This is a genomic window from Gemmatimonadota bacterium, assembly GCA_016712265.1.
GTDB lineage: Bacteria > Gemmatimonadota > Gemmatimonadetes > Gemmatimonadales > Gemmatimonadaceae > RBC101.
The window spans coordinates 1,252,558-1,276,414 of sequence record JADJRJ010000028.1; the positions used below are offsets into that span (position 1 = coordinate 1,252,558).

18 protein-coding genes are annotated in these 23,857 nt (G+C 67.2%); 7 read left to right on the plus strand and 11 right to left on the minus strand.

Going from position 1 to position 23,857, the window contains the following annotated elements; genetic code table 11:
• Positions 1-72: 72 nt before the first annotated feature.
• Complete coding sequence (locus IPK85_12140) at positions 73-2,169, minus strand: molybdopterin-dependent oxidoreductase (GenBank protein ID MBK8248137.1); 2,097 nt, start codon at positions 2,167-2,169, stop codon at positions 73-75.
• A gap of 279 nt (positions 2,170-2,448) precedes the next feature.
• On the opposite strand from IPK85_12140, the gene IPK85_12145 reads away from it, so the two are divergent.
• Positions 2,449-2,625 carry a hypothetical protein gene (locus IPK85_12145; GenBank protein MBK8248138.1) on the plus strand — a complete coding sequence of 59 codons (177 nt, stop codon included), beginning with the start codon at positions 2,449-2,451 and terminating at the stop codon, positions 2,623-2,625.
• A gap of 66 nt (positions 2,626-2,691) precedes the next feature.
• Here the strand turns inward: IPK85_12145 and IPK85_12150 are convergent, their stop codons facing one another.
• Genes IPK85_12150 through IPK85_12175 form a run of 6 tightly spaced genes read right to left on the minus strand, consistent with a single transcriptional unit; the run spans position 2,692 to position 8,868 of the window.
• Positions 2,692-3,642 carry a folate-binding protein gene (locus IPK85_12150; protein MBK8248139.1) on the minus strand — a complete coding sequence of 317 codons (951 nt, stop codon included), beginning with the start codon at positions 3,640-3,642 and terminating at the stop codon, positions 2,692-2,694.
• Positions 3,639-4,325, minus strand: a complete 687-nt coding sequence (locus IPK85_12155) for an HAD family phosphatase (GenBank protein MBK8248140.1) — start codon at positions 4,323-4,325, stop codon at positions 3,639-3,641. Before IPK85_12155 ends, IPK85_12150 begins: the two co-directional genes overlap by 4 nt.
• On the minus strand, positions 4,315-5,610 hold the full coding sequence (locus IPK85_12160; GenBank protein ID MBK8248141.1) for a 4Fe-4S dicluster domain-containing protein: 1,296 nt from the start codon (positions 5,608-5,610) through the stop codon (positions 4,315-4,317). The genes IPK85_12155 and IPK85_12160 overlap by 11 nt, the downstream gene beginning before the upstream one ends.
• On the minus strand, positions 5,597-6,799 hold the full coding sequence (locus IPK85_12165) for an FAD-binding oxidoreductase (GenBank protein ID MBK8248142.1): 1,203 nt from the start codon (positions 6,797-6,799) through the stop codon (positions 5,597-5,599). The genes IPK85_12160 and IPK85_12165 overlap by 14 nt, the downstream gene beginning before the upstream one ends.
• A gap of 3 nt (positions 6,800-6,802) precedes the next feature.
• Positions 6,803-8,224 (minus strand): FAD-binding protein, encoded by a 1,422-nt coding sequence (locus IPK85_12170; GenBank protein MBK8248143.1) that lies wholly within the window; start codon positions 8,222-8,224, stop codon positions 6,803-6,805.
• Positions 8,221-8,868: an LON peptidase substrate-binding domain-containing protein gene (locus tag IPK85_12175; GenBank protein ID MBK8248144.1), complete on the minus strand. Its 648-nt coding sequence runs from the start codon at positions 8,866-8,868 to the stop codon at positions 8,221-8,223. The genes IPK85_12170 and IPK85_12175 overlap by 4 nt, the downstream gene beginning before the upstream one ends.
• A gap of 121 nt (positions 8,869-8,989) precedes the next feature.
• Here IPK85_12175 and IPK85_12180 point away from each other — a divergent pair, with 121 nt between their 5' ends.
• Positions 8,990-11,362 carry a carbohydrate binding family 9 domain-containing protein gene (locus IPK85_12180; GenBank protein ID MBK8248145.1) on the plus strand — a complete coding sequence of 791 codons (2,373 nt, stop codon included), beginning with the start codon at positions 8,990-8,992 and terminating at the stop codon, positions 11,360-11,362.
• A 3-nt stretch (positions 11,363-11,365) separates the two neighbouring features.
• Here the strand turns inward: IPK85_12180 and IPK85_12185 are convergent, their stop codons facing one another.
• From IPK85_12185 to IPK85_12200, 4 genes are all read right to left on the minus strand, one after another.
• On the minus strand, positions 11,366-11,773 hold the full coding sequence (locus IPK85_12185) for a response regulator (protein ID MBK8248146.1): 408 nt from the start codon (positions 11,771-11,773) through the stop codon (positions 11,366-11,368).
• A 199-nt stretch (positions 11,774-11,972) separates the two neighbouring features.
• Positions 11,973-12,875, minus strand: a complete 903-nt coding sequence (locus IPK85_12190; protein MBK8248147.1) for an RNA polymerase sigma factor RpoD/SigA — start codon at positions 12,873-12,875, stop codon at positions 11,973-11,975.
• Positions 12,876-13,178: 303 nt separating this feature from the next.
• Positions 13,179-14,309: a 3-dehydroquinate synthase gene (gene aroB / locus IPK85_12195; GenBank protein MBK8248148.1), complete on the minus strand. Its 1,131-nt coding sequence runs from the start codon at positions 14,307-14,309 to the stop codon at positions 13,179-13,181.
• Positions 14,306-14,851, minus strand: coding sequence for a cob(I)yrinic acid a,c-diamide adenosyltransferase (locus tag IPK85_12200; protein ID MBK8248149.1), 546 nt, complete (start codon positions 14,849-14,851; stop codon positions 14,306-14,308). The genes aroB and IPK85_12200 overlap by 4 nt, the downstream gene beginning before the upstream one ends.
• A gap of 42 nt (positions 14,852-14,893) precedes the next feature.
• Here IPK85_12200 and IPK85_12205 point away from each other — a divergent pair, with 42 nt between their 5' ends.
• The 5 genes from IPK85_12205 to IPK85_12225 all read left to right on the plus strand — a co-directional run bounded on the left by IPK85_12205 (position 14,894) and on the right by IPK85_12225 (position 23,823).
• Positions 14,894-15,913 carry an NAD(P)/FAD-dependent oxidoreductase gene (locus IPK85_12205; GenBank protein MBK8248150.1) on the plus strand — a complete coding sequence of 340 codons (1,020 nt, stop codon included), beginning with the start codon at positions 14,894-14,896 and terminating at the stop codon, positions 15,911-15,913.
• 183 nt (positions 15,914-16,096) lie between these two features.
• Positions 16,097-17,023, plus strand: coding sequence for a response regulator (locus IPK85_12210; protein MBK8248151.1), 927 nt, complete (start codon positions 16,097-16,099; stop codon positions 17,021-17,023).
• A gap of 3 nt (positions 17,024-17,026) precedes the next feature.
• The gene (locus tag IPK85_12215; GenBank protein ID MBK8248152.1) at positions 17,027-18,337 is read left to right on the plus strand and encodes a hypothetical protein; all 1,311 of its coding nucleotides are present in this window, start codon (positions 17,027-17,029) and stop codon (positions 18,335-18,337) included.
• On the plus strand, positions 18,240-19,271 hold the full coding sequence (locus tag IPK85_12220; GenBank protein ID MBK8248153.1) for a BamA/TamA family outer membrane protein: 1,032 nt from the start codon (positions 18,240-18,242) through the stop codon (positions 19,269-19,271). The genes IPK85_12215 and IPK85_12220 overlap by 98 nt, the downstream gene beginning before the upstream one ends.
• 1 nt (position 19,272) lies before the next feature.
• The gene (locus IPK85_12225) at positions 19,273-23,823 is read left to right on the plus strand and encodes a translocation/assembly module TamB domain-containing protein (GenBank protein ID MBK8248154.1); all 4,551 of its coding nucleotides are present in this window, start codon (positions 19,273-19,275) and stop codon (positions 23,821-23,823) included.
• Positions 23,824-23,857 lie beyond the last annotated feature (34 nt).

Genomic DNA, 23,857 nt, shown 5'->3' on the forward strand with positions numbered 1-23,857 from the left:
CGTGCTCCTGCCCTACGAGCGAAGGGTCTCGCCCGATCGTCCTTCGTGCGTCAGTCCCGGTCGTTGCCGCGGTCAGTCCGCCGCGCTGACGTCGACGAGGGTATCGTAGAAGACGGGTCCACGCCCGAGGTCGGTTTCTCCCTGCCCGGTGACCGCGTTGGCATTGTTGCCGTCGGGCGAATACTTGCCCCACCAGATCGAGGGCGCCCACACCACGCCCTCACGCACCGAATCCTCAACGCGTAGCACGGTGACGAAGTGCCCCCGGTCGTTGTGGATGACCACCCGGGTCCCGTGCACCAGACCGCGGCGTTCGGCGTCGAGGGGGTGCATGACGCATTCCGGCTCCGCCTGCTTGCGCAGGGACGCAATGTTCACGAAGGTCGAGTTCAGGAAATAGTGGCGCGGCGACGAGATCAACATCAGGGGGAACCGGGCGGCGCGCTCCGGGTCCTCCTCCGGCAGTTCCCTTGGGGGGGTGAACGTCGGGAGCGGGTCCAGGCCGAGCGCCGCCATCTGTTCGGAGTAGAACTCGCACTTGCCCGAGGGCGTCCCGAACCCGCCGGTGGCAAACGGCAAGTAGGGGGAGGGCAGGTTCAGCCGGACCCAGCCGTGCGCGAGCAGCCGTTCCCAGGTGACCCCGTCGAGGCTGGCGTGAGGCGACGCCAGGGTCAGCTGAATGAGTGACGGATCGTCGTCGGCGAACAGCTCACTCGGCAGCCCCATGCGACGCCCGAGCTGGCGGAAAATCTCGGAGTTGGGCCGTGCCTCGCCCAGCGGTGCGATGGCCGGGCGGTTCAGCGTGACGTAGTTGTGCCCGTACGCGAGGTGAATGTCCCAGTGCTCGAGCTGCGTGGTGGCGGGCAAGACGTAGTCGGCCCAGTCTGCGGTGTTCGTTTGGAAGTGCTCGAGCACGACCGTGAACAAGTCCTCGCGAGCCAGGCCGCGAAGTACCGCGTTCCGATCGGGGGCGATGTCGGCGGGATTGGAATTGTAGACCACCAGGGCCTGCACGGGTGGGCCACCAACGCCAGCATCCGGTGCGTTCAAGGCCTCCCCCAATCGCACCATGTTGATGGCGCGGGCGGCTGAGCCCAGATCGGGCCGACCAAGAGCCTCGCGATTGAACTTGAAGTTTCCGCTGGTGCTCAGCTGCACGCCGCCGCCCGGCCGTCGCCAGTGGCCGGCGACCGAAGGGAGGCAGGCAATCGTGCGCACGGCCATCCCGCCACCGGCATGGCGTTGCAACCCGTAGTTGATTCGCACGAACGCAGCGCGGGCGCGGCCATACTGCCGACCAAGCGCACGGATGCGCGCCGCCGGGAGTCCGGTGATGGGTGCCGCTCGCTCCGGGCTCCAGGCGGAAACGCGGTCACGCAGGGCATCGCCGCCGAGCGTGTGGCGTTCGATGTAGTCGCGGTCCTCCAGCCCTTCCGCAAACATCACGTGCATCATCGCCAGCGCGAGTGCGGCGTCGGTGCCCGGACGAATTGCGAGCCACTCGTCGCACTGCTCGGCCGTCCGGGTCCGTATCGGGTCGATGCAAATGACCGGCGCTCCGTTCGCCCGGGCCTGAAGGACAAACGGCCAGAGGTGCGGGTTGGCCGTGAGGGTGTTGGTCCCCCACAGGAGCACCAGGTCGGACTGTGCCATCGCCTCGCTATCGGCGCCGACGCGGCTCCCGTTGGTCATGGTCAGTCCCTCGCTGCCGGCGGTCGAGCAGATCGTGCGCAGCAGTCGCGAGGCACCGAGCGCGTGAAAGAAGCGTCGGTCGACCGATTCGCCCTGTATCATCCCCATGGTGCCGGCGTACGAGTAGGGAAGAATCGCTTCCGCCCCGGCAGAATCGACAATGCCTCGCAGCCTTGCGGCGATGTCGTCCAGCGCTTCGTCCCAGGTGACCCTTTGGAAGGACCCGGATCCCTTGGGGCCTGTCCGCTTGAGTGGCGTCGTGAGCCGATCCGCGTGGTAAGTCCTTTCCAGGTAGCGGTTTACCTTCGCGCACAGGAACCCGGCCGTTACGGGGTGCTCGGCATCCCCGCGAATGGCCGTCGCCTTGCCATCGACAACGGTGACCACCGTGGCACAGGTGTCGGGGCAGTCATGGGGGCACGCGCCGCGAATGTTGTGCGGAGCGGCGGCGGGGAGTGGGGGCGAAGCGGTAGCCATCGGGCGCTCGTGGCGAGATGCCACTAAAGAATAGCGAAGCACGCCCGCCGGGCGCGAATCCCGCAGGGAAACCCTTGGGGGAGAACAACTTGGGCGCTTGACAGGAACCCGGTGACCCATAGATTCAGCGCGCACCCTACTTGCCGCGATGACGAGCGGGGTGTGCACCAACGCGCTAGGCGCAGTGCATGGTTAGTCTCGCAAGTCACCGGCGGGCGGTCTGCGTGCTCGCCCCGCGGTCCAACCCCCGCTCCCCCACTCGTTCAGGAGAATCGTTCCATGAAGCGCCTCGCTCTCGTTGCCTCGATGGTCGTCCTCGCCGCTTGCGCCGCTAAGGAAGAAGCGCCGGCTGCGGATGCCGCCGCCACCGCTTCCCCTGATGCGGCGATGTCCGCCCCGATGGACAGCACCATGAAGCACGACTCCGGCATGGCCGGCGACACGACCAAGCACTAAGTCGCGTCACGTTCTGGTTGCACCAGGGGCGCGCCTGCGGGCGCGCCCTTCGTGTTTCCCGAGTGCCTAGTGCACAAAAGGAAGCGGGACGACCGTCGCGCCCACGTCCACGTCACCCGTCCGGATGCGTACCCCGGCGCCGTCCGGGACTTCGCGCCGGATCAAGGCGATCGCAATCGGACCGGCCAGGGGTGACACGGCAACGCTCCGCACATCACCCACAACAGCGCCATCACCGTGCACCACCGAGGCGCCCTGCGGGACGACCGCCTCGAGCCTCAATCCACGCAGGTAGCGGTTCACGTGCCCGCGGTAGTGCAGGCGGGCCACGAACTCCTGTCCTGTGTAGCACCCCTTCGCGTACGAGATCGCGTGGAGGTCATCCATGTTGGCCTCCTGGGCGAGCATAGCCTCATCCATGTCGAGGCCCCACCGCGGGCGACCGGCGGTCACGCGCCACGCCTCCAATCCCTCGAGGGATCCAACGGTCGCGCCGCGCGCCCGAAGGGTCGCCTCCACCGTGGCCGCGGCTTCGTCCCCGCACCACACCACCGCGCCGTGGTGCACTCCGACCCCTGGCAACCTGGCAAGCCGCCCGCTCATCCCATCCAGCGCGATGGGCGCGTGGGCATACGCTTCGGACACCGGCGCGCCTAACGTGGCGATGAGCTGGCCCACCGTCGTCCCGTACAACTCGACGAAGCGAAGCCCGGAGGTCACGACGGAATATTTCGACAGGCGCGGGTTCACGAACTTCTGTACGAGGGCCTGCCAGCCCACTGATGCCTCCACGGTCGTGTCGGTCAGGACCGAATCCTCGGTTCGAAAGATGCGCAGGTCGGCAACGATCCTGCCCTTTGGGGTGAGTGCGACGGCATAACATCCCTCGCCAGGGCTCAACGCCGCCACGTCGTTGGTCACCAAGCCATTGACCACTGCGGCGGCCTGCGGCCCGGTGAACGCGATCCGCACCAGGTCGGTGCGCCAGAACAGGTGAGCGTCAGACGACGGGGTCATGCTTGACGTGGAGGGGTGAGGAGGGCGGCGAGTGATGCGGAGTCCAGCATGGCAAGTGAGGGCACGTAGGCGGAGGCCTCGAGGGCGACATGCGCGGGGTGTGGGCCTACCGCGATGCAAGCCAACCCGGCGGCCTGTGCGGAGCGAATGCCCGCCGCGCCGTTCTCCAGGGCCACCACCGTTCCAGACGACCCGCTGCGATACTGGCCCAGTCGGCGCACGGCGAGGTGATAGGGCGCTGGATCGGGTTTGTCCGCGGTCGCGTCTTCCGCGCCGATCACGAACGAGAACGCATGTTCGAGGCGGGCCAATTCGAGGATGGGGGCGACGTCCGCGCGGCGCAGTCGGGTGACCCCAGCGAGCCGGTGACGTGAGGCGAGCCGCTCCAGGGCCGAACGGGCACCATCGGCCAGCATGGTTCCCTTGCCCAGGGATGCGGCGAGGGCGCGGTCTGCGCGCAGGCGTGCGAGCTCCAGGTCGGTGGCGTCCAGGGGCAGGTGCCGTTCCCGAGCGATCGCCTCGATGGCTCGAGCGGACGGCCAGCCAGCACACCAATCCCAGTACTCGGCATCGGTGAGTTCCACCTGATGGCCCCGCAAGGCCTCGTTCAGGGCCTGCCGCCGCGGGGCGAAGGTATCGATAACGATGCCGTCGAGCTCGACCAGGATCGCCTCAGGACGCATGGCGGTCTCCCGCGGCAGCATACGACGCATCCAGGAGGTCCACGAGGTGCATCGCGCGGGCACGATGCGGTCCCGTGCGCAGGCCCGCCCCTAACTGCATGAGGCATCCCGGGTTGCTGGACACGACGAGGTCCGCTCCCGTGGCCTCGATCCGCGCGAGCTTCGCGTCCAGCACGCGAGTCGAGGTGTCCGGCTCGACCAGGTTGTAGATCCCGGCGCTGCCGCAACAGTGGTCGCCGTCCACGAGTGGCACCACGCGCAGGCCGGGAATCGCGGCGAGGACAGCGAGGGGCGGCTCCGTCACCCGTTGCGCGTGTTGGAGGTGGCACGGTGCGTCCCAGGTGACGACGGCGTTGACGATGCCACCGCGCCTCGGTCCGCGCGCGGCCAGGAGTTCGCTGACGTCGCGCGTGCGTGTGGCCAGCCGTCGCGCCCTCGGCTGCCAGACATCGTCTCCCGCGAAGAGGTGTTCGTACTCCTTCACGAGACTCCCACAACCGGAGGCGTTGGTCACCACGAAATCGGCCCCACTGGCCTCGAACGCCGCGATGTTTGCCCGTGCGAGTGCTCGCGCTGACTCCACATCACCAGCGTGCGCATGCAACGCACCGCAACACCGCTGCCCGCGGGCGCGGACCACCCGATAGCCGTTGTGCCCCAGCACGCGCTCGGTGGCGCGATTGGTCTCGGTGTACAGTCCCTCCATCACGCAACCGGTCAGCAAGGCGACGGTCGGCCCCGTCGACGTCGCTTCCGGGGCATAGGGCGGCGGACTCAAGACGCGCCTGGTGGAGGCCAACATGGCGAACGGAAACGACACCTCGCGCGGCAACCGGGCGATGAGATCGGGGAGTCCGGTCCCTCGAATGATGCGCGCGACGGCCAGGGCGATGCGGAGCACCGTGCGGTGGCGAAACGTGCCGAGGATGAGTCGTGCGACGGCGGGCCGCGGTCGTGACACTGCCAGCGTGGAGCGGGTCGCCTCAAGCAAGGCGCCGTATGGCACCCCCGACGGGCACGCGGTCTCGCAGCCGCGACATCCCAGGCAGCGGTCGAAGTGCGTGGCGACGGCGTCATCATTCGGGTCGAGGTCTCCCGCAAGGAGTCCTCGCATGAGGACCAGGCGACCACGCGGCGAGTCGTTCTCGTTGTCGAGCGCGAGATAGGTCGGGCAGGCCTGAAGGCAGAAGCCGCAGTGGACGCACAGGTCGAGCCCCGCACCCGCGTGGGCGAGCGGGGTGTCCGGAACTGCCCGAGAGCCCACCGGATGTTCAGCTGCGGTCATCGTCCATGACTCCAGGATTAAGCCGCCGATGCGGGTCGAACGCGTCACGCACGCGGCGGCCGAGCGCCCTCAGGGCTGGCAGGCCACGGACGCCTGGGCCGGCGCCTTCCACGATCTCCATCGCGCCGGCGGAAACTGTGGATTGCCGCACGCGGTCCTGTAGCGCTGCGGGGGCCACGACACGGACGATTCCCCTGGAGGGCGTGGCGTGCACGCGTGTGGTGGCGTCACCGGCATCAACAACAGCGGTCCAGAGCGACGGCCATTGCGATGGTCGCACGGAGTACCGCACACCCGCGGCACCGTCCGACTCCGTGGCGGCCAGCGTCGGCCAGATGCTGCTCGAGATCTCGTGGGCGCCTGGGTGCCGCAACAATTGGTCGAGCGTCTGGGCAACGGCGCGGGGGGAACCGCCGAGGCGCACGAGGAGCATCGCTGCGGGGGGCAGGCCGATGGTCGCGGCCAGGGTCGAGTTCACGGCCTCCAGGGCGAGGGGACCAAGCGTCAGCTGCCGCAACGACGTGATGAGTTCAGCGAGGCCGGCGTTCTCCAAGAGTTGGATCGCGCAACTGCGATCCACGGCCGGGAGGGGTCGGAGTCGCACCGTGGCCTCCGTCAGAATGCCGAGCGTTCCCCACGCGCCGACCTGGAGCCGGACGAGATCGAAGCCGGCCACGTTCTTGACCACGCGCCCACCGGCCGTCGTGCGGATGCCCGCCGCGTCGACGATCGTGAGGCCTAACGCGGCGTCACGCGGGAGCCCGATCGTGGCGGCCAGGGGGCCTGCGGACGCGGTCGCCAGGGTGGCGCCAAGGGTCCCGGTTGAGCCACCCCAGGGATCCAGAGGGAGCCACTGTCCGTTGGCGCGAGTGACTTCGGCGATTTCGGAGAGGAGGGTGCCGGCGCGCGCGGTCAGCGTGAGGTCGCCGGGAACGTACGCCGTGATCCCGCGCAGTCGGGACAGGTCGAGGGTGGCGTCCGCGCAGATGCGTTCCGTGACGCTGGTCCAGGTTCCTGCGCCCCGGATACGGAAGGTCGTGTGGGGGGCGGATTCTCGCAGGATGTCGACGAGTTCGGCCTCGGTGGATGGAGCATGCCGAACCTCGGGGCCCCCCCCCGACTCAAGAATCGGATCGCGTCGTCGCGCGTGTGTCATCGCCGTGTCCCCACTCCCAGCAGAATCCCGCATCCCCTATCGCCTCGCCGCGGGCGACATCGCCCACTCCCGGCACGAGCGCACCGGGACCACCTTCCCCGGATTCATGCGTCGCTCCGGGTCAAAGCAGTCCCGCAAGCGGCACATGGACCCGAGCGTCGCCTCGCTGAACAACCGCGGCATGTACGGCAGCTTGTCCACGCCGATCCCGTGCTCGCCGGTGACGCTCCCGCCGGCTGCGATGCACGCCTCCATGATGCGCACCATCGCACGCTCCACCCGCTGCGTCTCGCCAGCATCATTCCCGTTGTAGGGAATATTCGGGTGCAGGTTGCCGTCGCCGGCGTGAAACACATTGCACACCGTCACCCCTTCCTCGCGCCCGATGCGACCGATCTCCGCCAGCACATCGGGCAACCGCGTGCGCGGGATCACGGCATCCTGCACCACGAGGTGCGACGACACACGACCCATCGCGCCAAACGCCTTCTTGCGCCCCTGCCACAAGCGCTGTCGGTCGGCCTCCGTGGTGGCCACGCGGACGTCGCGAGCACCACCGTCCCGGCACGCCGCCGCCACCCGCGCGACGTCGTCGTCGAGTCCGGCGGCCGCGCCGTCCAGCTCGATCAGCAGCACGGCGGCGGCATCCACCGGATATCCGGCAGCGTAGATCGATGCCTCGACCGCCTGAATCGTCGGCTGGTCCATCATCTCCAGTGCGGCCGGGACCAGGCCCGCCGCGATGATGGCACTGGTCGCTCGCGCCGCGCTGTCGATCGTTGGGAAATCAGCCAACATCGTGCGGACCGCTGGCGGATTGATGGTCAGTCGCACCGTGGCGTCGAGCACCACGCCAAAACAGCCCTCGGATCCCACGAAGGCCCCGAGCAGGTCATACCCCGAGACCTCGCCCTCCGTTGACCCCAACGTCACCACCGAACCGTCGGCCAAGGCAACCGTCAGCGCGAGCACGTGGTTCACCGTGACGCCGTACTTGAGGCAGTGGGGGCCCCCCGCATTCTCCGCGACGTTGCCGCCGATCGTGCACGCGGATTGGCTCGACGGATCGGGCGCGTAATGCAGGCCATATGCGGCCACCGCGCGCGACAAGTGGGCGTTGACCACCCCCGGTTCCACCACCGCCCACCCATTGTCCACGTCAATCTCGAGGATGCGGCGCAGGCGGTTGAGCCCGAGGACGACCGTGCCGTCCGCCAGCGCCCCACCCGACAGGCCCGTGCCGGCCCCGCGTGGGACAAACGCGACATTGCGCCTCGCGAGGAGCCGCACCACCGCCAGGGCTTCGTCCCGCGTCCCGGGGAGCACCACCAGGGCGGGATCGTGGCGATAGCCCGGCAGTCCGTCCGACGTGTAGGCGAGCAGCTCCCCCGGGCGGGTGAGCACCCACCGCGTCCCCACCACGTCCGCTAGCTCTCGGTCGAGCCCCGGCGGGATCATGGATGGTGTCCGTGACCGTTCGATGACGCGGCACGATGCCGCGCCGCGCGCGCCTCCAGGCCGGGTAGCTCGTCCGCGACCATGGCGATCAACCGCTCGGTGCGAGTGGCGGAATCGGGGATGGCCAGGAGCTCGAGTCGCGCCGGCAAGGGCAGGTCGAGGAGCTGGGCCATGGCGTAGGCTCGCGCCACGGTCTCGACCGGCAGCTCGGGTGCCGGCGAGTGATCGTCGACCAGGGTGCGAGCCGCCCGGGTGGCTCGCGCGAACAGCTGGTCGAGTCGATCCTGGGTCGCGCCGAGTGCAATGGACCCGGACTCCGGGAGGCGTTCGACCATACCGACATGATAGGGTGCCGGCGATTCCACGAACGACTGAAAGACGAACCGCTCCAGTCCCCTGATCGCAATGTTGCTGCGCCCGTCTGCGAGGGGCTGAACGGTCTCAACACGCGCCATCGTGCCCACGGTCCCCCTCGGGATTGCGCCGGCGGCGGTTCCCTGCGGACAGCTGAGCAGCCCGAACTGCCGGTCCCCGTCCATGACATCCGCGAGCATTCGCCGGTAGCGAGGCTCGAAGATGTGCAGAAGTTCCACGGTCCCCGGAAAGAGGACCATCGGGAGCGGAAACAGGGGCACTGGCGTCACGCCTCAACTATATCGGGGCTCGGCCACCCCGGCAGGCGTATCCAGCGTCCGGGATGGGGCAGGCGTATGATCCGAGGCATCCGCGACGGGCGCGGAACCTCGCGTTCAGCCAGCCTTTGGCATGTTCCTCACCGCGTTCATCATCGGGGCCCTGTCGAGTTCCGCTACCGTCACCCCGACGGACTCCGTCCGGCGCGTTTCCGCGTCGGCGCGGGGAGATTCGGTGGTATACAAGCGACCCGAGGAAATTCGGATCCCGGTGCGTCGCGCACGAACGAAACCAGTCCTCGATGGGCGCCTGGACGACGAGGTGTGGCAGGAGGCCTTGCCGCTCGACCGATTCGTACAGTACGAGCCGGTCGACGCGGTCCTGCCGCCCCAGCCGAGCATTGGGCGGGTCGCATATGACGGAGAATTCCTGTACATCGGCTTTCGTGCCTTCGAGCGGAGCCGCGACGACATCCGGGCGACGATCCATCCACGCGAGCGCGGTGGTGAGCTGGACGACAAGATCGCGATGTCGGTGGATACCTACAACGACAACCGGCGCACATATGTCTTTCGGGTCTCGCCAGCCAACCTGCAGTTCGATGGCGTAAAGACGGAGGGTCAACGCACCGACGATACGCCCGACTTCGTCTGGTATTCCGCCGCGCGCATCGACAGTCTCGGCTGGACGGTGGAAGCCGCGATCCCGTTTGCCTCGCTCCGTCTCCCCCCGTCCGACTCGCTCGATTTCGGGTTCGACCTGGTGCGATACCACGGGAAGGCAGGCGTGCGCAGCTCGTGGTCTCCGCGCCGACGCGGGAACCCGTGCGACATCTGCCAGCAAGGGACGTTGGTCGGCCTGGGCGGCGTTGAGCTGCGACGGACCGTGGACCTCCTTCCCTATGTGTCCGGGACGGAGGTGGGGCTGCGCGCCTTTGGGGCGGATTCCGCGTTCTATGGCGGCAAGTTCCAACCCACCGCGCCTCCCCGCGGTTTCTCCATGGAAAATCCGCGGGGAAGTATCGGCGGTGACCTCCGCGTCGCCCTCACGCCTTCTACAACCCTTAACGCGACCTTCAATCCGGACTTCTCCCAGGTGGAGTCGGACGACGAGCAGGTCCGGGTCAACCAGCGATTTGCCCTCTTCTTTCAGGAACGTCGACCGTTCTTCCTGGAGAGCCGGGACGTGTTCGACGTCTCACGGAGCGGCGATGGTGGGGGGGGAAGTGGCGGGGACCAGGCGGGCGGTCAGTTGCTCTACACGCGCGCCATCGTGGATCCCTCGGCCGGTGGTCGGATCACGGGAAAGTCGGGGGCGACACAATACGGCGTCCTCTATGCGCGAGATGATGCCCCGGCGTGGTTCTACTACGACGGGTACGAAAGCGGCGGCGTCGTCGCCAACATGCAGACACGCGGGGACGCCGTCGTTGGACGCGTGAGGCGCGACATCCTCAGTGATTCGTGGATCGGAGGCTCGTTTCTCGGTCGCACGGCCGGGACTTCGCGCTCGTCGGTCGCCGAGCTGGACTTCTCGTTGCGACGAAAGACCATCGTCTTCTCCGCTGAAGGCGCCGTCTCGAACGAACGGGCCCCTGGTGATTCCCTCCTGTCCAGCGTGTTCGACGGCCGCGAGCGTTCCGGCGGGTACTACACGGCCCGCCTCTCACAGTCCGGTCGGAACTTCAACTGGAACATGTCGGCGGCCGGGTTGTCACCCGAGTATCGCAACCAGCTCGGCCGGTATTCGCGGGTCGGGGTCGAGAGCTTTACCGGCCGACTGGCGTTCGACCAGTACCCCAACGGAGCGCTGATCCAGAAGGTCTCCCAAAGCCTCTCCGTGAGTCGCACGAATGCGTTTGGGGCGGGGCTGCTGGACTACAGCATCACCCCGCGCTTCGAGTTGACGTTCAAGCAGCGTGCGGGCTTCAACGTCAGCTACATGATCGAGCGACAGGCGATCCTCGGTGTCCCCCTCCACCAGCGCGGCGTCTTTACGGACTTCCGGTTGGAGACCTCGCGCTTCGTCCAGTTCGGCGGGTTCTTCTACGGAGGCGACCGGGAATTGTACGACCCGGCCAACCCGCGGGTGAGCAAGGGGATCTTCGCCAGCCTCCGGATGACCATCCGGCCGGTGCCTCAGGCCAGCCTTGAGGTGCGCGGCCAGCAATCCAACCACTACGACGGGTGGGATGGGGCCCTCGTGGACGACGCGAAGATTGTGCGCTTGCGGGGGACCTACCAGGTTAGCCGGCGCCTGGGGATGCGGCTCATCGGGGAGTACTCTGACCAGTTCAACACCCTGGTGAGCAACCCGGTCAATGAGCGGGCGATCCGGTACGCGTCGAGCCTGCTGGTGACGTACGAGCTGGCCCCCGCTTCGTTCCTGTATGCCGGATACAATGACCTGATGCAATCGTACGAGCAGCCGGTGGTCACGCGCCCGCAGACCCTGCGGACGGGCAATCAGTTCTTCCTCAAAATGTCGTACCTGTTCCGCCTGTAGGTCTCAGGTCGCCTGGGAGGCCGCGAGTCGCACAGCGAGTTCACGGATGGTGGAGAGCTCGAAAGGCTTCTGCAGCACTTCGCACCCGGAACGCGTGACAAAGTCCGCTGCTTCCTGGGATACGATGTCGCCGGTGGAAATAACCATCCGTGGGAGGACCGCGGGATACCGCGCACGGACGCGTTCGTACAGGTCGATGCCATTCAGTCCGGGCATGCGAAGGTCACACACCACCATGCGGTATCGCGACGGTGGTGGCTGTTCTTCGTCCAGCGCGATCAACGCCCAGGCACTTTCGCCGTTGGACGCTTCGTCGACCGCCCACCCCATGCGGGAAAAACACCGCCGCAGCGCCACGCGGATGGTGAGTTCGTCGTCGACCACGAGGACGCGATTCGTGTCTGCCGTCATGCGGACCCTTCTCCCGGGGGCGATCGCTCGGTCGTCGCACTATCGCAGCTGCACCGCGGTTTGTCCATCCGTGATCCGGGATCTGACCCGACCGGATACTCGTGGTTTGTCACAGCCCGAGGGCATTAAGCGGTCCACAGGAAAACGAGACGCCCGGTGCGTGAGCACCGGGCGTCTCAGGGACAACGCGGGTGAAGCGTCAGGCGGCGGTCCAGAAGCCGGCGAGGGCCCGTCCGTCGGGGGATTCGCGCAGCTTCTCGAAGGCGCGCTCCCGGATCTGCCGGATCCGTTCCCGCGTCACGCCCAACAGGGCGCCGATGCGCTCCAAGGTCATGGCCTCTGAGCCTTCCTCGAGGCCGTAATACAAGCTGAGGATCTTGCGCTCGCGGGACGTGAGGTATTTCTGGAAGACCTTGCCGATGAACTCGCGCATCAGCTTGAAGTCGGTGACGTCCTCGATCTCCGCGCCATCGACGCCGCAGAACCGCTCGCCGAGGGTCGAGGCTTCACGATCGCTGCGATCGACCGGGGCGTCCAGGGAGACCTCGGTCGAGGTCATCTGGCGAGCCGCGCGGACATTCTCGGGGGTCTCGCCGATCAGTCGCGCCACCTCGTCATCCGAAGGGTCGCGCCGGAGCACCTGGGCGAGGATCGTCTCGGCCCGGGAAAGCCGAATGAGCTGGGAGTTCTGGTTGAGCGGGATCCGAACGGAACGGGTCTGCTCGGCGAGCGCCTTCAGGACGGCCTGGCGCACCCACCACACGGCGTAGGAGATGAACTTCACCCCCTGGTCCGGGTCGAACTTGCGAACCGCCTTGAGCAGACCTTCGTTGCCGATTGCGACGAGTTCCGAAAGGTCCAGCCCGTGCCCCTGATACTTCTTCACATACGAGATCACAAACCTGAGGTTCGCGGTCACGAGGCGTTCAGCCGCCGCCTCGTCGCCCTTCTGGGCGAGCCGAGCTAACCGTCGTTCTTCGGCCGGGTCGGTGATAAGGGGGAGCTTCTGGATGTCGAGGAGGTACTGGTCGAATGCGGTGGATGGAGCTGCACGAACGAAGGACTTTGTGGTCGTCTTTACCCGTGTCTCGATCGCTGGCATAGGCCTCTCTGCTTCGACAACGTGTCGCTGCCGCCATGAACCGCGCCGCAGCGTAGGGGGGAAGTGGGCGGGCACAGTACGAAACGGTTTACGCCCAGTCAACAGCCAATTTTGGTGCCAACCGGTTACGCGGGCGTGATGCAGGTCGCATCACGTTCAGTCACAACGCCTTGCGAGTCATCAGGTCGTGTGATCCCGAGCACGTGAGCCAGAGCCAATCCTGGACGGCGATACCGAACAAGAGCCGTATGTGTGTGGAAAACTCACAGTTCCGCCGGACTTTCGTGGCGAAATCCGTGACCGTCAGGCTCGCGACAGGGCGGCGACGATGGCCCTGGATTCGACGGAAACACCGTGGCCATTGGCGGACACTGCCATTTCGCCAATGCGGGCGGGCAAGGAAAAGACTGCCCTGGCCCCACGCGCTTTCTTGTCCCGGTGACATGCCTTGGCGACCTCCTCGACCGAGAGGTCGCCGGGAAGGTCGACCGGCAGGTCGAGCCATCTCAGCCGGTTTCGAAGGACTTCGGTTGTCCCGGCGGCGGTGACGCCGAGCATTTCGCCAAGCGCGGATTCGAGGACCATCCCGATGCTGACGGCATGTCCGTGCGGCACCCGGAAGTCCATCAATCCCTCGATCGCGTGGCCAATGGTATGGCCGAAGTTGAGTGCCTGGCGAATTCCGCCCGGGGCCTCCCGTGGATCCTGTTCGACAATGGAAGCCTTGATCCGCACGCTGTCACTCACCAGCGCCGTGAGGGTATGAGCCGTCCAGTCGACCTCCGCCGCGGGTGCCCCGAGGATGGCGTGCGCCGTGGCGATGCTGGCATGGAAGTAGCCGTCGTCGGCAATGACGCCATGCTTGATGACCTCAGCCATCCCGGCCCGAAATTCCTCGGGTGGCAGCGTTTGCAACACTGTGGGGTCGATGACCACGGCCGCCGGTTGGTGAAAGGCGCCGACGAGGTTCTTTCCATGCTCCGTGTCCACCCCGACCTTGCCGCCCACCGAGGCGTCGACCATGGCCAGGAGGGAGGTGGGCACCTGGATCACGGGGATCCCGCGCATGAAGGTGGCGGCAACAAACCCTGCGAGGTCACCGACGACTCCGCCGCCTAACGCGATGATGGTGGTGTCGCGGCCGCAGCGTTCGCCCAGGAGCCAATCGGTGAGCCCCTGCCAGGTGGTGCGGGTCTTTGTTGCCTCACCCGGGGTCACCCCCTGGAGGATGACGCGCGCGTGCGGGGCGTAGTGCCGGAGCGAGCCGACAACCTGTGGTGCGGCGACGGGCCCGACGTTGTCATCGGTGATCACCGCATACACGTGCGCCGGCGCGGACACGGCCGCGATGCGTCCCACGTGCTCCAGGAGCCAAGGCCCGACGTGGATCCGGTAGCCGAGCAGCTCGATGACGTCCGGCGCCGACTGGCTCACCAGGTGACTTCGCCCGCCCCGGCGCGCTTGTTGGCCACCCTCGCCAGCACGAAGAGCAGGTCCGAGAGCCGGTTGAGGTACACGATCACCTGCTCGGGAATCGTGACGGTGCGTCGGAGGGTCACGATGCGGCGTTCCGCGCGTCGGCACACGGTCCTGGCGACGTGAAGCGCGGCGGCCTTGGGCGTCCCACCGGGGAGGATGAAGGCGCGTAGTTCCTCGAGTTCCCGATCGCAGGCGTCGATGGCGCGTTCCAGTTCCGCGATCCGGTCTTCGTCGATCCTCGCCTTGGCCAGCTGCTCACGCATCCGGGCATGGTCGGGGGTGGCGAGCAGGGCGCCGATGGCGAAGAGGTCGCGCTGGATCGGGGCGATGACCTCGTCCACGCGGGGCATCAGCTCGACGGCGCGTGCCATCCCCAACACGGCGTTGAGTTCGTCGACCTCGCCGTAGGCGTCGACCCGGGCATCGTCCTTCTCCACGCGGCCCCCGCCGAACAGGCCCGTTTGTCCATCGTCGCCGGTGCGCGTGTAGATCTTGATCGTCATGTGGGGCAAGATAACTCGCCTCGTTAGCTTTGACCGATGCAGACTCACGACCTCGTCGACATCACCATCATTGGCGGGGGCCCCACGGGCCTCTTCGCGCGATTCTACGCAGGGATGCGCGGCGTGACCGCCCAGATTGTCGATGCCTTGCCGCAGCTGGGTGGCCAGCTGACGGCCCTGTACCCCGAGAAGTACATCTTTGATGTGGCCGGCTTCTCCAAGGTCCTTGCCAAGGACCTCGTCCGAGGGCTGGTGGAGCAGTCGAGCCAGTTCGGCGGCCGGGAGCATCTGGGCCATCGTCTGGTAGGGCTCGAGGAACGCGATGGACACTTCGTGCTGCGCAGCGAGACGGCGGAATTCCCGACGCGAGCCATAGTGATCGCGGCCGGGATCGGGGCTTTTGCCCCCCGCCGGCTGCCCCAAGCCTGCGCGGAGCCCTGGTACGGCCGGGGGATTCACGATGCCGTCACGTCGCCGGAAGACTATCGTGGCAAGCGCGTGATGATCATTGGCGGCGGTGATTCGGCCTTCGATTGGGCCCACCAGCTAAATGGCATCGCCGCCCGGGTCTCCCTGATGCATCGCAGCGATCGGTTCCGGGCCCACGGCGCGACGGTGGCTGAGGTCCAGGCGGCGGTGGCCCGCGGGGAGACCGACGTGTTCACCTTCCACGAACTCCACGACGTGATCGCCGACGGCGATCGCCTGGGCGGACTGGTCATCCGGGACACGAAGGCGAAGACGACGCGGGAGCTTGGCTGCGATGTGGTGCTCCCGATGCTCGGCTACGTGAGCGACCTCGGGGAGTTGGTGCAGTGGGGGCTCCGCATCGAGAAGGACGAGATCATCGTGAACTCCCAGATGGAGGCGGGTCGGGCGGGCGTGTATGCCGCCGGCGACGTGACGACCTATCCCGGGAAGCTGAAGCTCATCGCCGCCGGCTTTGGGGAAGCCGCCACCGCGGTGAACCAGGCCGTGCACTGGATCTATCCCGAAAAGAAGGTGGCGCCGGGCCACAGCTCGAACATGCAGATTTTCGGGCAAAACGCTGACTAACGGGTCTTCGGGGGACCAGAAGGAGTCCCCCGGGGCGGCGCTTCGGGTCCCCGCTTGGGCTCGGCGAGCCCTGGGTGAATGTGATTCCCGTCACCCTGCAACCTGTTGCCGTTGACAGGGTATTCGGCAAGCGGCGAAATTCTTGTGGCGCTTCACTTTACACGCCGCCATGTGCCCTGACTCGTGAGCTATCTGCTCGTCGCGGACGACAATGAAGACATGCGGCTGATGCTCCGCGACCTGTTCCGGGCGTCGGGGCATGAGGTCGCGGTCGCTTGCGACGGGCTGGAAGTCCTCGCGGCGCTGAAAGAGCGGGAGCCGGACCTGGTGGTGCTCGACAACTCGATGCCCAACATGACCGGTCTCGAGGTGTGTCGGCGCATCAAGGAAAACCCGTTCACGGCGCGCATCCCGGTGCTGATGCTCACGGCCCAGAGCGGCGTGGAGAACAAGGTCGAGGGGTTCACCGCGGGTGCCGACGAGTATCTGGCGAAGCCGTTCGATCCGCGGGAGTTGCGGGCGCGGGTGCAGGCGCTGCTGCGCCTGGTGCAGCGCGAGGGGGACCGGAACCCTACAAGTCAACTGCCGGGCGGGCGCGCCATCGATGCCGAGATCATGCGTCGGGTCGATCGCGGGGAGTCGTTCGCGGTGTGTTACCTCGACCTGGACAACTTCAAGCCGTTTGCCGACACCTTTGGTTTCGCCATCGCCGACGAGGTGATTCGCGGGCTGGGCGCGGCGATCCGCCAGGTGTCGACCGAGGTCAACGGGCCGGCCAACCGCGACTTCGTGGGGCATATCGGGGGTGACGACTTCATCATTGTCACGCAGCGCGAACGCGCGCGGCAGTTCACGGAGATGTGCGCGGTGCGCTGCCGGGATGTTGTCGCGCGTGCGGTGGGTGGGGACGCGGCCGAACGCGGGACCTACCTGGGGCCAGATCGTGACGGGCACCAGCGGGAGTTTCCACTGGCCAGTGTGTCGGCCGCCGTCATGAGCGTGACGCCGGAGAACTGGGTCAGTCTGGGGAACCTCGGGCAACGGGCGGCGGAGGCCAAGCGCGGCGCGAAGCAGCAAGGGCCGGGCGGGTTACTCTTCGAAGAGGGCTAGGCGATGCGGCGCTGCCTCCGGCCGGTTCTCTGGGTGGCCGGGATCTTCCTGGCCGCCCCGCTGGCCGCGCAGCAGGTGGAATGCGATGGCCGTCTGCCCGAGGTGCGTCGCCTGGCGTTCGACGGCAACACCGCCTATCGCGACGACCAGCTGGCCCTGCGGATCGTGACGTCGCCGTCTGGCGTCGTGCGACGCCTGCTGCGCGTGGTTGGTCAGCGCTGGTGCTACGATTCCACGGTGACCAAGGTCGTCGACGTGGTGCGCCTGCTCTACTTCTACGACCAGCGGGGCTTTCGTGGGACGAAGGTGGAGGCCGAGGTGACCGAACTGGGCGGCAACGCAGTGGCCGTGCGGTACCGCATTGCGGAAGGACGGCCCGTCGTGGTGGAGTCACTCACGGTCAACGGGCTCGACGCCGTGGCGGATGGCGGGCGCCTGGGGCGCGCCCTGCCGTTGCAGACCGGGGACCGGATGGATCGCGAGCGCCTGGGGGCGATGCGGGACACGTTGACCCGACGGCTGCGGAACACCGGGTATCCGGTGGCGGAGGTCTTCCAGAACATCGATACGGACACGGCGAACCTGCGGGCGCGCGTCTGGTACGATGTCGTGCCCGGGCCGCGGATGCGGCTGGATCATATCCCGGTGAGCGTGGAGAAGGCGCGTGGGGTCCGTGGGGGCATCGGGGTGCACCCCGGGCGGGTGCGTGCGACGTTGGGGATCGACTCCGGGGACGTGTTCAGTGAGCGCAACCTCGAGGGGGTCAAGCGCGGGTTGCAGCTCACGGAGGCCTACCAGCACGTGGACGTGTCCGTGGACACCGCCAGCCTGAGCGATGAGGTCGACTCGCTCGTCACCGTGCGCGTGAACCTGGTGGAGGGCGAGCTGCATGGTGCGCGAGGTTCGGTGGGATGGGGGAACTACGATTGCATGCGTGCACAGGGCAACCTGAGCACGGTGAACTTTCTCGGTGGCTTGCGCCGCGTGGACGTGACCACGCGGGTGTCGCGGATCAAGCCGTGTGCGCCAGATGTCGCGAGGGACTTCATCTCGGGGGGCGACACGACGCTCAACTACTACGTGGGGGCGACGTACACCCAGCCTCCCTCTGTTCGGGCGCCGGGTCTTCCCGGCGTTCACGCTGTACAGCGAGCGACGCTCGGAATACACGGCCTTCCTCAAGGACACGCCAATCGGAGCGAACGCGTCGGTGCAGGTGGGTGGTCGCGTTCCCGTTGCCCTGAGTTACCAGCTCGAGCGTGGTGCCACGCGCGCATCGTCCGCCTATTTCTGCAGCCTGTTCAGCGTCTGTGACCCGGAGACGATCAACTTCCTGCAACGCGATCGCCGGGCGGCGACCGTAGGTTTCAGCGCGGCCAAGTCGACAGCGAATGACGCGGCGGATCCCACGCGCGGCTCATTGCTGCGTGTGGAACTACGCCACGCATCTCCCGGCGTCGGCTCGGATCGCTTTGTCGAGTTCACACGCGGCACCGTCGAGGCGGTGCGATACCTCACCTTCCCGGGCGATGGTCGCCTGGTCCTGCGCGCGCGCGCTGGCCGCGTGTTTTCGGAGCAGCGGATCGGCGACACACAGCGCTTCATCCCGCCGCAGGAACGACTGTATGCCGGCGGGCCGACCTCGGTGCGGGGATTTCTCCCGAACCAGCTCGGTTCCCTGGTGTACCGCGTGGATGCAAGTGCGATCACCGAGGTCCACGAGAACGGCAACCTGTATTACCGGTACAACCCCGCAGTGAAGCGGCTGGTACCGGACCAGCCGACCGGAGGTGACAACGTCATCGTGCTTAATGCGGAGGCACGTTTGCGGAGTCCCGTGTACCCCGAACTGCTGCAGTGGGCCGTCTTCGTGGACGCCGGGCAGGTGTGGAACACGCGCAGCGCGGACCTGAAGACTGCACTACGTGGACTGAAGACGACCCCTGGTATCGGCCTGCGCGCTTTCACACCGATCGGCCCCGTCCGCATCGACATTGGCCTCGCGCCCCGCAAGCTCCCGGCCGGCCCGATGTACTTCAGCGACGCACGAGCCCAGCGTGACGGTGTCCCCAACCCGGACATCGGTCAGGTGTACTGCGTCAGTCCGGGCAACCAACTGCCGATTACGCGCGGGGAGGGCGGAGAATTGGGCCAGAGCGCGGGGGTGTGTCCGTCGTCCTTCCGGCCGGATGCCCTGTCCGGCCGGGGGCGGATCCGCATCAACTTCGCGATCGGGCAGGCGTTTTAGCATGTCCCTGCGCCGCAACGTCGTCTGGTTGAGCGCCGGGTTGCTTTTCCTGCTTGGGGGCGGGGCGCTGGGGAGTGTCGTGATGGCGACACGCACCGCGTGGGGACGGGAAAAAGTGCGTGGGTACGTCGAGTCGTTCCTCAATACGAAGGTGAAGGGTGGGAAGTGGCATCTCGGTCGCATCAGTGGATCGCTCTTCACCGACATCACGATCGACACCTTTGACCTGCGCGAGCCGAACGATTCGCTGTTCATCGCGACGGGGCCGCTCACGGTCCGGTTCTCCCCTCGTGACTTGTGGGATCGCCGGATCCTGATCCAGTCGGTGACGATCCAACGACCGGTCGTCCACATCCGGCAGGATTCCCTCAAGATCTGGAACTACCGCAAGGTGTTCCCGTCCGGGCCCCCAGGCCCGCCGCGCACGACCCGAACGCTCGGCGACTTCATCGCGGTGTACAACGCGGAAGTGCAGGGCGGGGAGTTCCACCTCACGCAGCCGTGGCGTGCGGCCGATTCGTTGCGCGGGGCGCGCCTTGATAGCGCGGTGGCCTATGCGCTGGGCCGACCGGACAAGATGATTCGTCGCGTCGGGTCACACTTCGTGCAGACGCGCAGCTGGCGCGAGGGGCGCGCCGTGATTCCCTGGGCGCGGATCGCCGACCCGGACACCGCCGGACGGTTCTTTGATGTCGCGCGGCTCGATGCGGCCGGCTTCGATCCGCCTATCGACGTGCGGAACGCGGCGGGCACGGTGCGCATCGTGAAGGACTCGCTGTGGGCCGACTTTTCGCGCTTTGAGTTGCCGCGGTCGCGCGGGGCCGCGGAAGGGAAGGTGGTGTGGGGCAGTGATCTCCCGACGCGGTATGACCTCCGCATCCGCGGGGATTCGGTGTCGATGTCGGATGTCGCGTGGATCTATCCCACGCTGCCGACGACCGGCGGAGGCAAGATGAACCTGCAGATCCGCAACGAGCGCGACCTGCGGGTGATCGACTATGCCCTCTCCGACATGGATGTGCGCACCGTGGGGTCGCGCCTCCGGGGCAACATGACGTTCGGCGTCGGCGGCGAGGTGCTCATCGTGAAGGACGTCGCGATGCGCGCCGAGCCGATCGACTGGGAACTCATCGAGGACCTGACGGGTGAGCCGTTGCCCTACCCGTGGAAGGGACAGATCACGGCGACGCTGCAGGCGAGCGGCGGGCCCGTGAACGCCTGGCGGCTGGAGCAGGGCGAGTTTTCCATGGTGGACGCGAATGTCCCGGGCGCGACGGCGCGCGGCCGGGCCCGGGGGGAGATCGACATGCTCTTCCCGGCCTTCACCAGGTTCCATGGCCTCCAGGTGGAGCTGGATCATTTCGACCTGGCGACCATCCAGTTCCTCAACCCACTCTTCCCGCGCCTCGACGGGACCATCCACGGCACGGCTTCGCTGGACTCGGTGTGGACGGACGTGCGGTTCCGCAACGCGGACATTACCCACCGATTCCTCGACGAACCGGCCAGCCGGTTCACGGGCTCCGGGCGCGTCACCCTGGGCGAGACGTTCCTGACGTACGACCTCGCGATGGCGGCCGAGCCGCTGGAGTTGAACACCATCGCCAAGGCGTGGCCGGAACTGTTGCTCGAGTATCGGGGCACGTTGCGTGGACCGGTGCGGCTCCAGGGAACGGCCGAGGACCTCGCGGTGGCGACGTCGATGACCGGTGGCCCCGGCGCCTTCACCTGGGATGGTCGCGTCGACATCGATTCCGTCGGCGGCTACGGGTACCACGGGACGCTGCAATTCGCCAATGGGAACCTGCGGGCGCTGTACGACACGGCGGCCTATCCGGTGACGGCGCTCAACGGGACGGCCGTGGTCGACATCGTCGGCGACTCGTTGCTGAACTTCCGCGGGCCGGTCGCTGTGGACCTCGAGCGATCGTGGATCGACAGCACCCGTGTGTACGACGGGGCGCGGATGCGGCTCCGGTTCCTCGACGGCCTGGTCAAGGTGGACTCGCTCTGGGCCGAGACGGCGGCCGGGACGATGGTCGGCCGTGGCGGGATCGGCCTGCGCCCGGAGCACACGGATTCCCTGGTCCTGGATGTGCGGGGAGATTCGTTAGGCGCCCTGCGGCCCTACCTCCTGCGGGTTGCCCCGGACAGTGCGGCCCGGGCCGCGATCGAGGCGGACTCGCTCCTCGGGGTGATCGACGGTCGGCTGACGCTCTCCGGGTCGATCGACACGCTGGCCGTGCGTGGAACCCTTGATGCTCGCGACCTGCAAGCCTACGCCAGTGCCGCTGGCAGGGCCCGTGTGCAATTTGACCTCGCGGAGGTGACGTCCGACCGGATGCGCGGACGTGCATCGATCACCGGGGATTCGCTCAGCGCCGGCACCGTGCGGTTTGCCAACGCGTCCCTCGACCTGGATGTCCAGCGCGCCGACAGTGCCGGCGTGCACGTGATGGCGGCGTCAACGACGGGACAGACGGTGGATGCCCGTGGCACGTGGCGCGCCATGGGCGACACCACGTCGCTGGCGCTGAACGACGCCCGGTTGGGCTTTGAGGATCATGACTGGCGACTGGCGCGCGCGGGCGCCATCCGGGTGTGGCCGGACGCCTTTGCGGTCGACTCGATCATCATGCGCGGCAGTCGCGGGGGGCGCGTGCTCGTACACGGGGTCGCCAGCGGCACGCAGGCAGTGGAGATGCTGGCGCAGGGTGACTCTCTCGCCTTGGAGGACCTGGCGGCGCTCGCCCAGGCGAAAGTCCCCATCGCGGGTGCCTTGTCCTTCGAGGCGCGCTTCACCGGGGCGCGGGACAATCCCGACTTGGCCCTGACCGGCCGCCTGACGAGCACGAAGGTTGGACAGGTGACGTTGTCGGAAACGGCGATCAGCGGCCGCGGCAGCAACCGGCGCTTTGTCGGCGGGTTGACCATCCTCAAGGGCGACACCGCGGTCCTGAACATTGCGGCCAACCTGCCCGTGGACCTCGCGCTGGCGTCGCGCTCCACGCGCGTACTCGACGACACCCTGCGGGTCTCGGCCATCTCGAACGACCTCGACCTCAAGCTGGTGGAATCGTTCACTCCGGCGCTTTCGGACGCCCGGGGCCGACTCCAGGCCAACATGTCAGTGGCCGGACGGCGCGGTCGCGAGACCCTCGAAGGGTTCCTTCGGGTGGACAGCGGCGCCACGGTGGTCAACGACCTGGGCTTGTCCCTGAAGGACATCGCCGTCGACCTACGGGCGGTGCGCGACACGCTACGGTTCGAGCGCTTTCGCGTGGTGAGTGGCGAGGGGGCGCGCAATGCCCTCACCCTGGGCGGGTTCATCGCGATCAATCGGTGGGATGATCCCTCGTTCGATCTCTCGCTCAACGCAACGGAATTTCACGCGATCAACCGACGCCGGACCGGTGACCTCACGGTCAGCGCCGGGCTCCGGTTCTCGGGGCGCGAAAGCGCCTCGCAGCTCACCGGATCGATCACCGTGAATCGCGGGTATGTGGCGATCCCGGTGTTGTCGACCAAGGAAGTTGTCTCCCTCAATGATGCGTCCTTTGCGTCGATCATCGACACGACGCTGGAGGCGAATCGTCGCATCCTGCCACGATTGCCCCGCCTCCTGCAGGGGATCGAAGCGCGCCAGGTGAGTGTCGCGATGGGGCCGGACGTCTGGCTGCGCAGCGCGGAAGCGAATATCAAGCTGGGCGGATCGGTGAACGTGATCCGCGCGGCGGGGCTGGCGACCAGCGGGACGCCGCAACTCGCCGTGGACGGCGCCCTGCGCACGGAGCGCGGGACCTTCAACGTGCGATTTGGCGACCTGCTGCAGCGCAACTTCATCGTCGAGGGCGGGGAGATCCGCTTCTTTGGGGATCCCGACTTCAACCCCACCCTGAACATCAACACGCTCTACACGGTGCGGCAGCGCAGCACCTTGTACAGCGATCGCAGCATCCGCATTCGCGCGAAGCTCGCGGGCACGCTCATCCAGCCACGCCTGGACTTCGAGAGCGCGGACTCGCTACAGGTCTCGCCGTCTGACCTGATCTCATACCTCATCAGCGGACGCCCAACGTCGGAGATCGGCGGCCTGGACGCGTACTACGTGCGCGATTTGCTGTTCACGAATCTGGGAGCGGCGCTGTCGGCGCGTTTCTCAGGCCAGTACTTCGACTACGTACAGCTCCAGTCGCTGGCGGGCCGCGACGCGACAGCGACGAGCAACAACAACCTCATCGCCGACCTCGGCATCGCCGGGCTCGCGGGCACCACCGTGGGCGCCGGCAAACAGCTGACAGACCGCATCTTTGTCAGTCTCACCACCGGGCTCTGTCCGCTGCAGACTTTCGTGAGCCAGGCCTCGAACAACACGAACCTCGCGGACCTCGTCGGCGGCTCCCTCGAGATCGCCATTCGCAGCGGGCTCGGCATTTCCGTGAGCCGGGAACCGCCGCTGGCGGCCGTCCTGTGCACCCAGCAAACCAACGGTTTTGCGGCGAATCGCGGCTCCCAGCTCTCCATTGACCTCTTCCGGTCGTGGCGATGGTAGGCGAGCGTCAGGACATGCCGGCGATGCGCAGGGA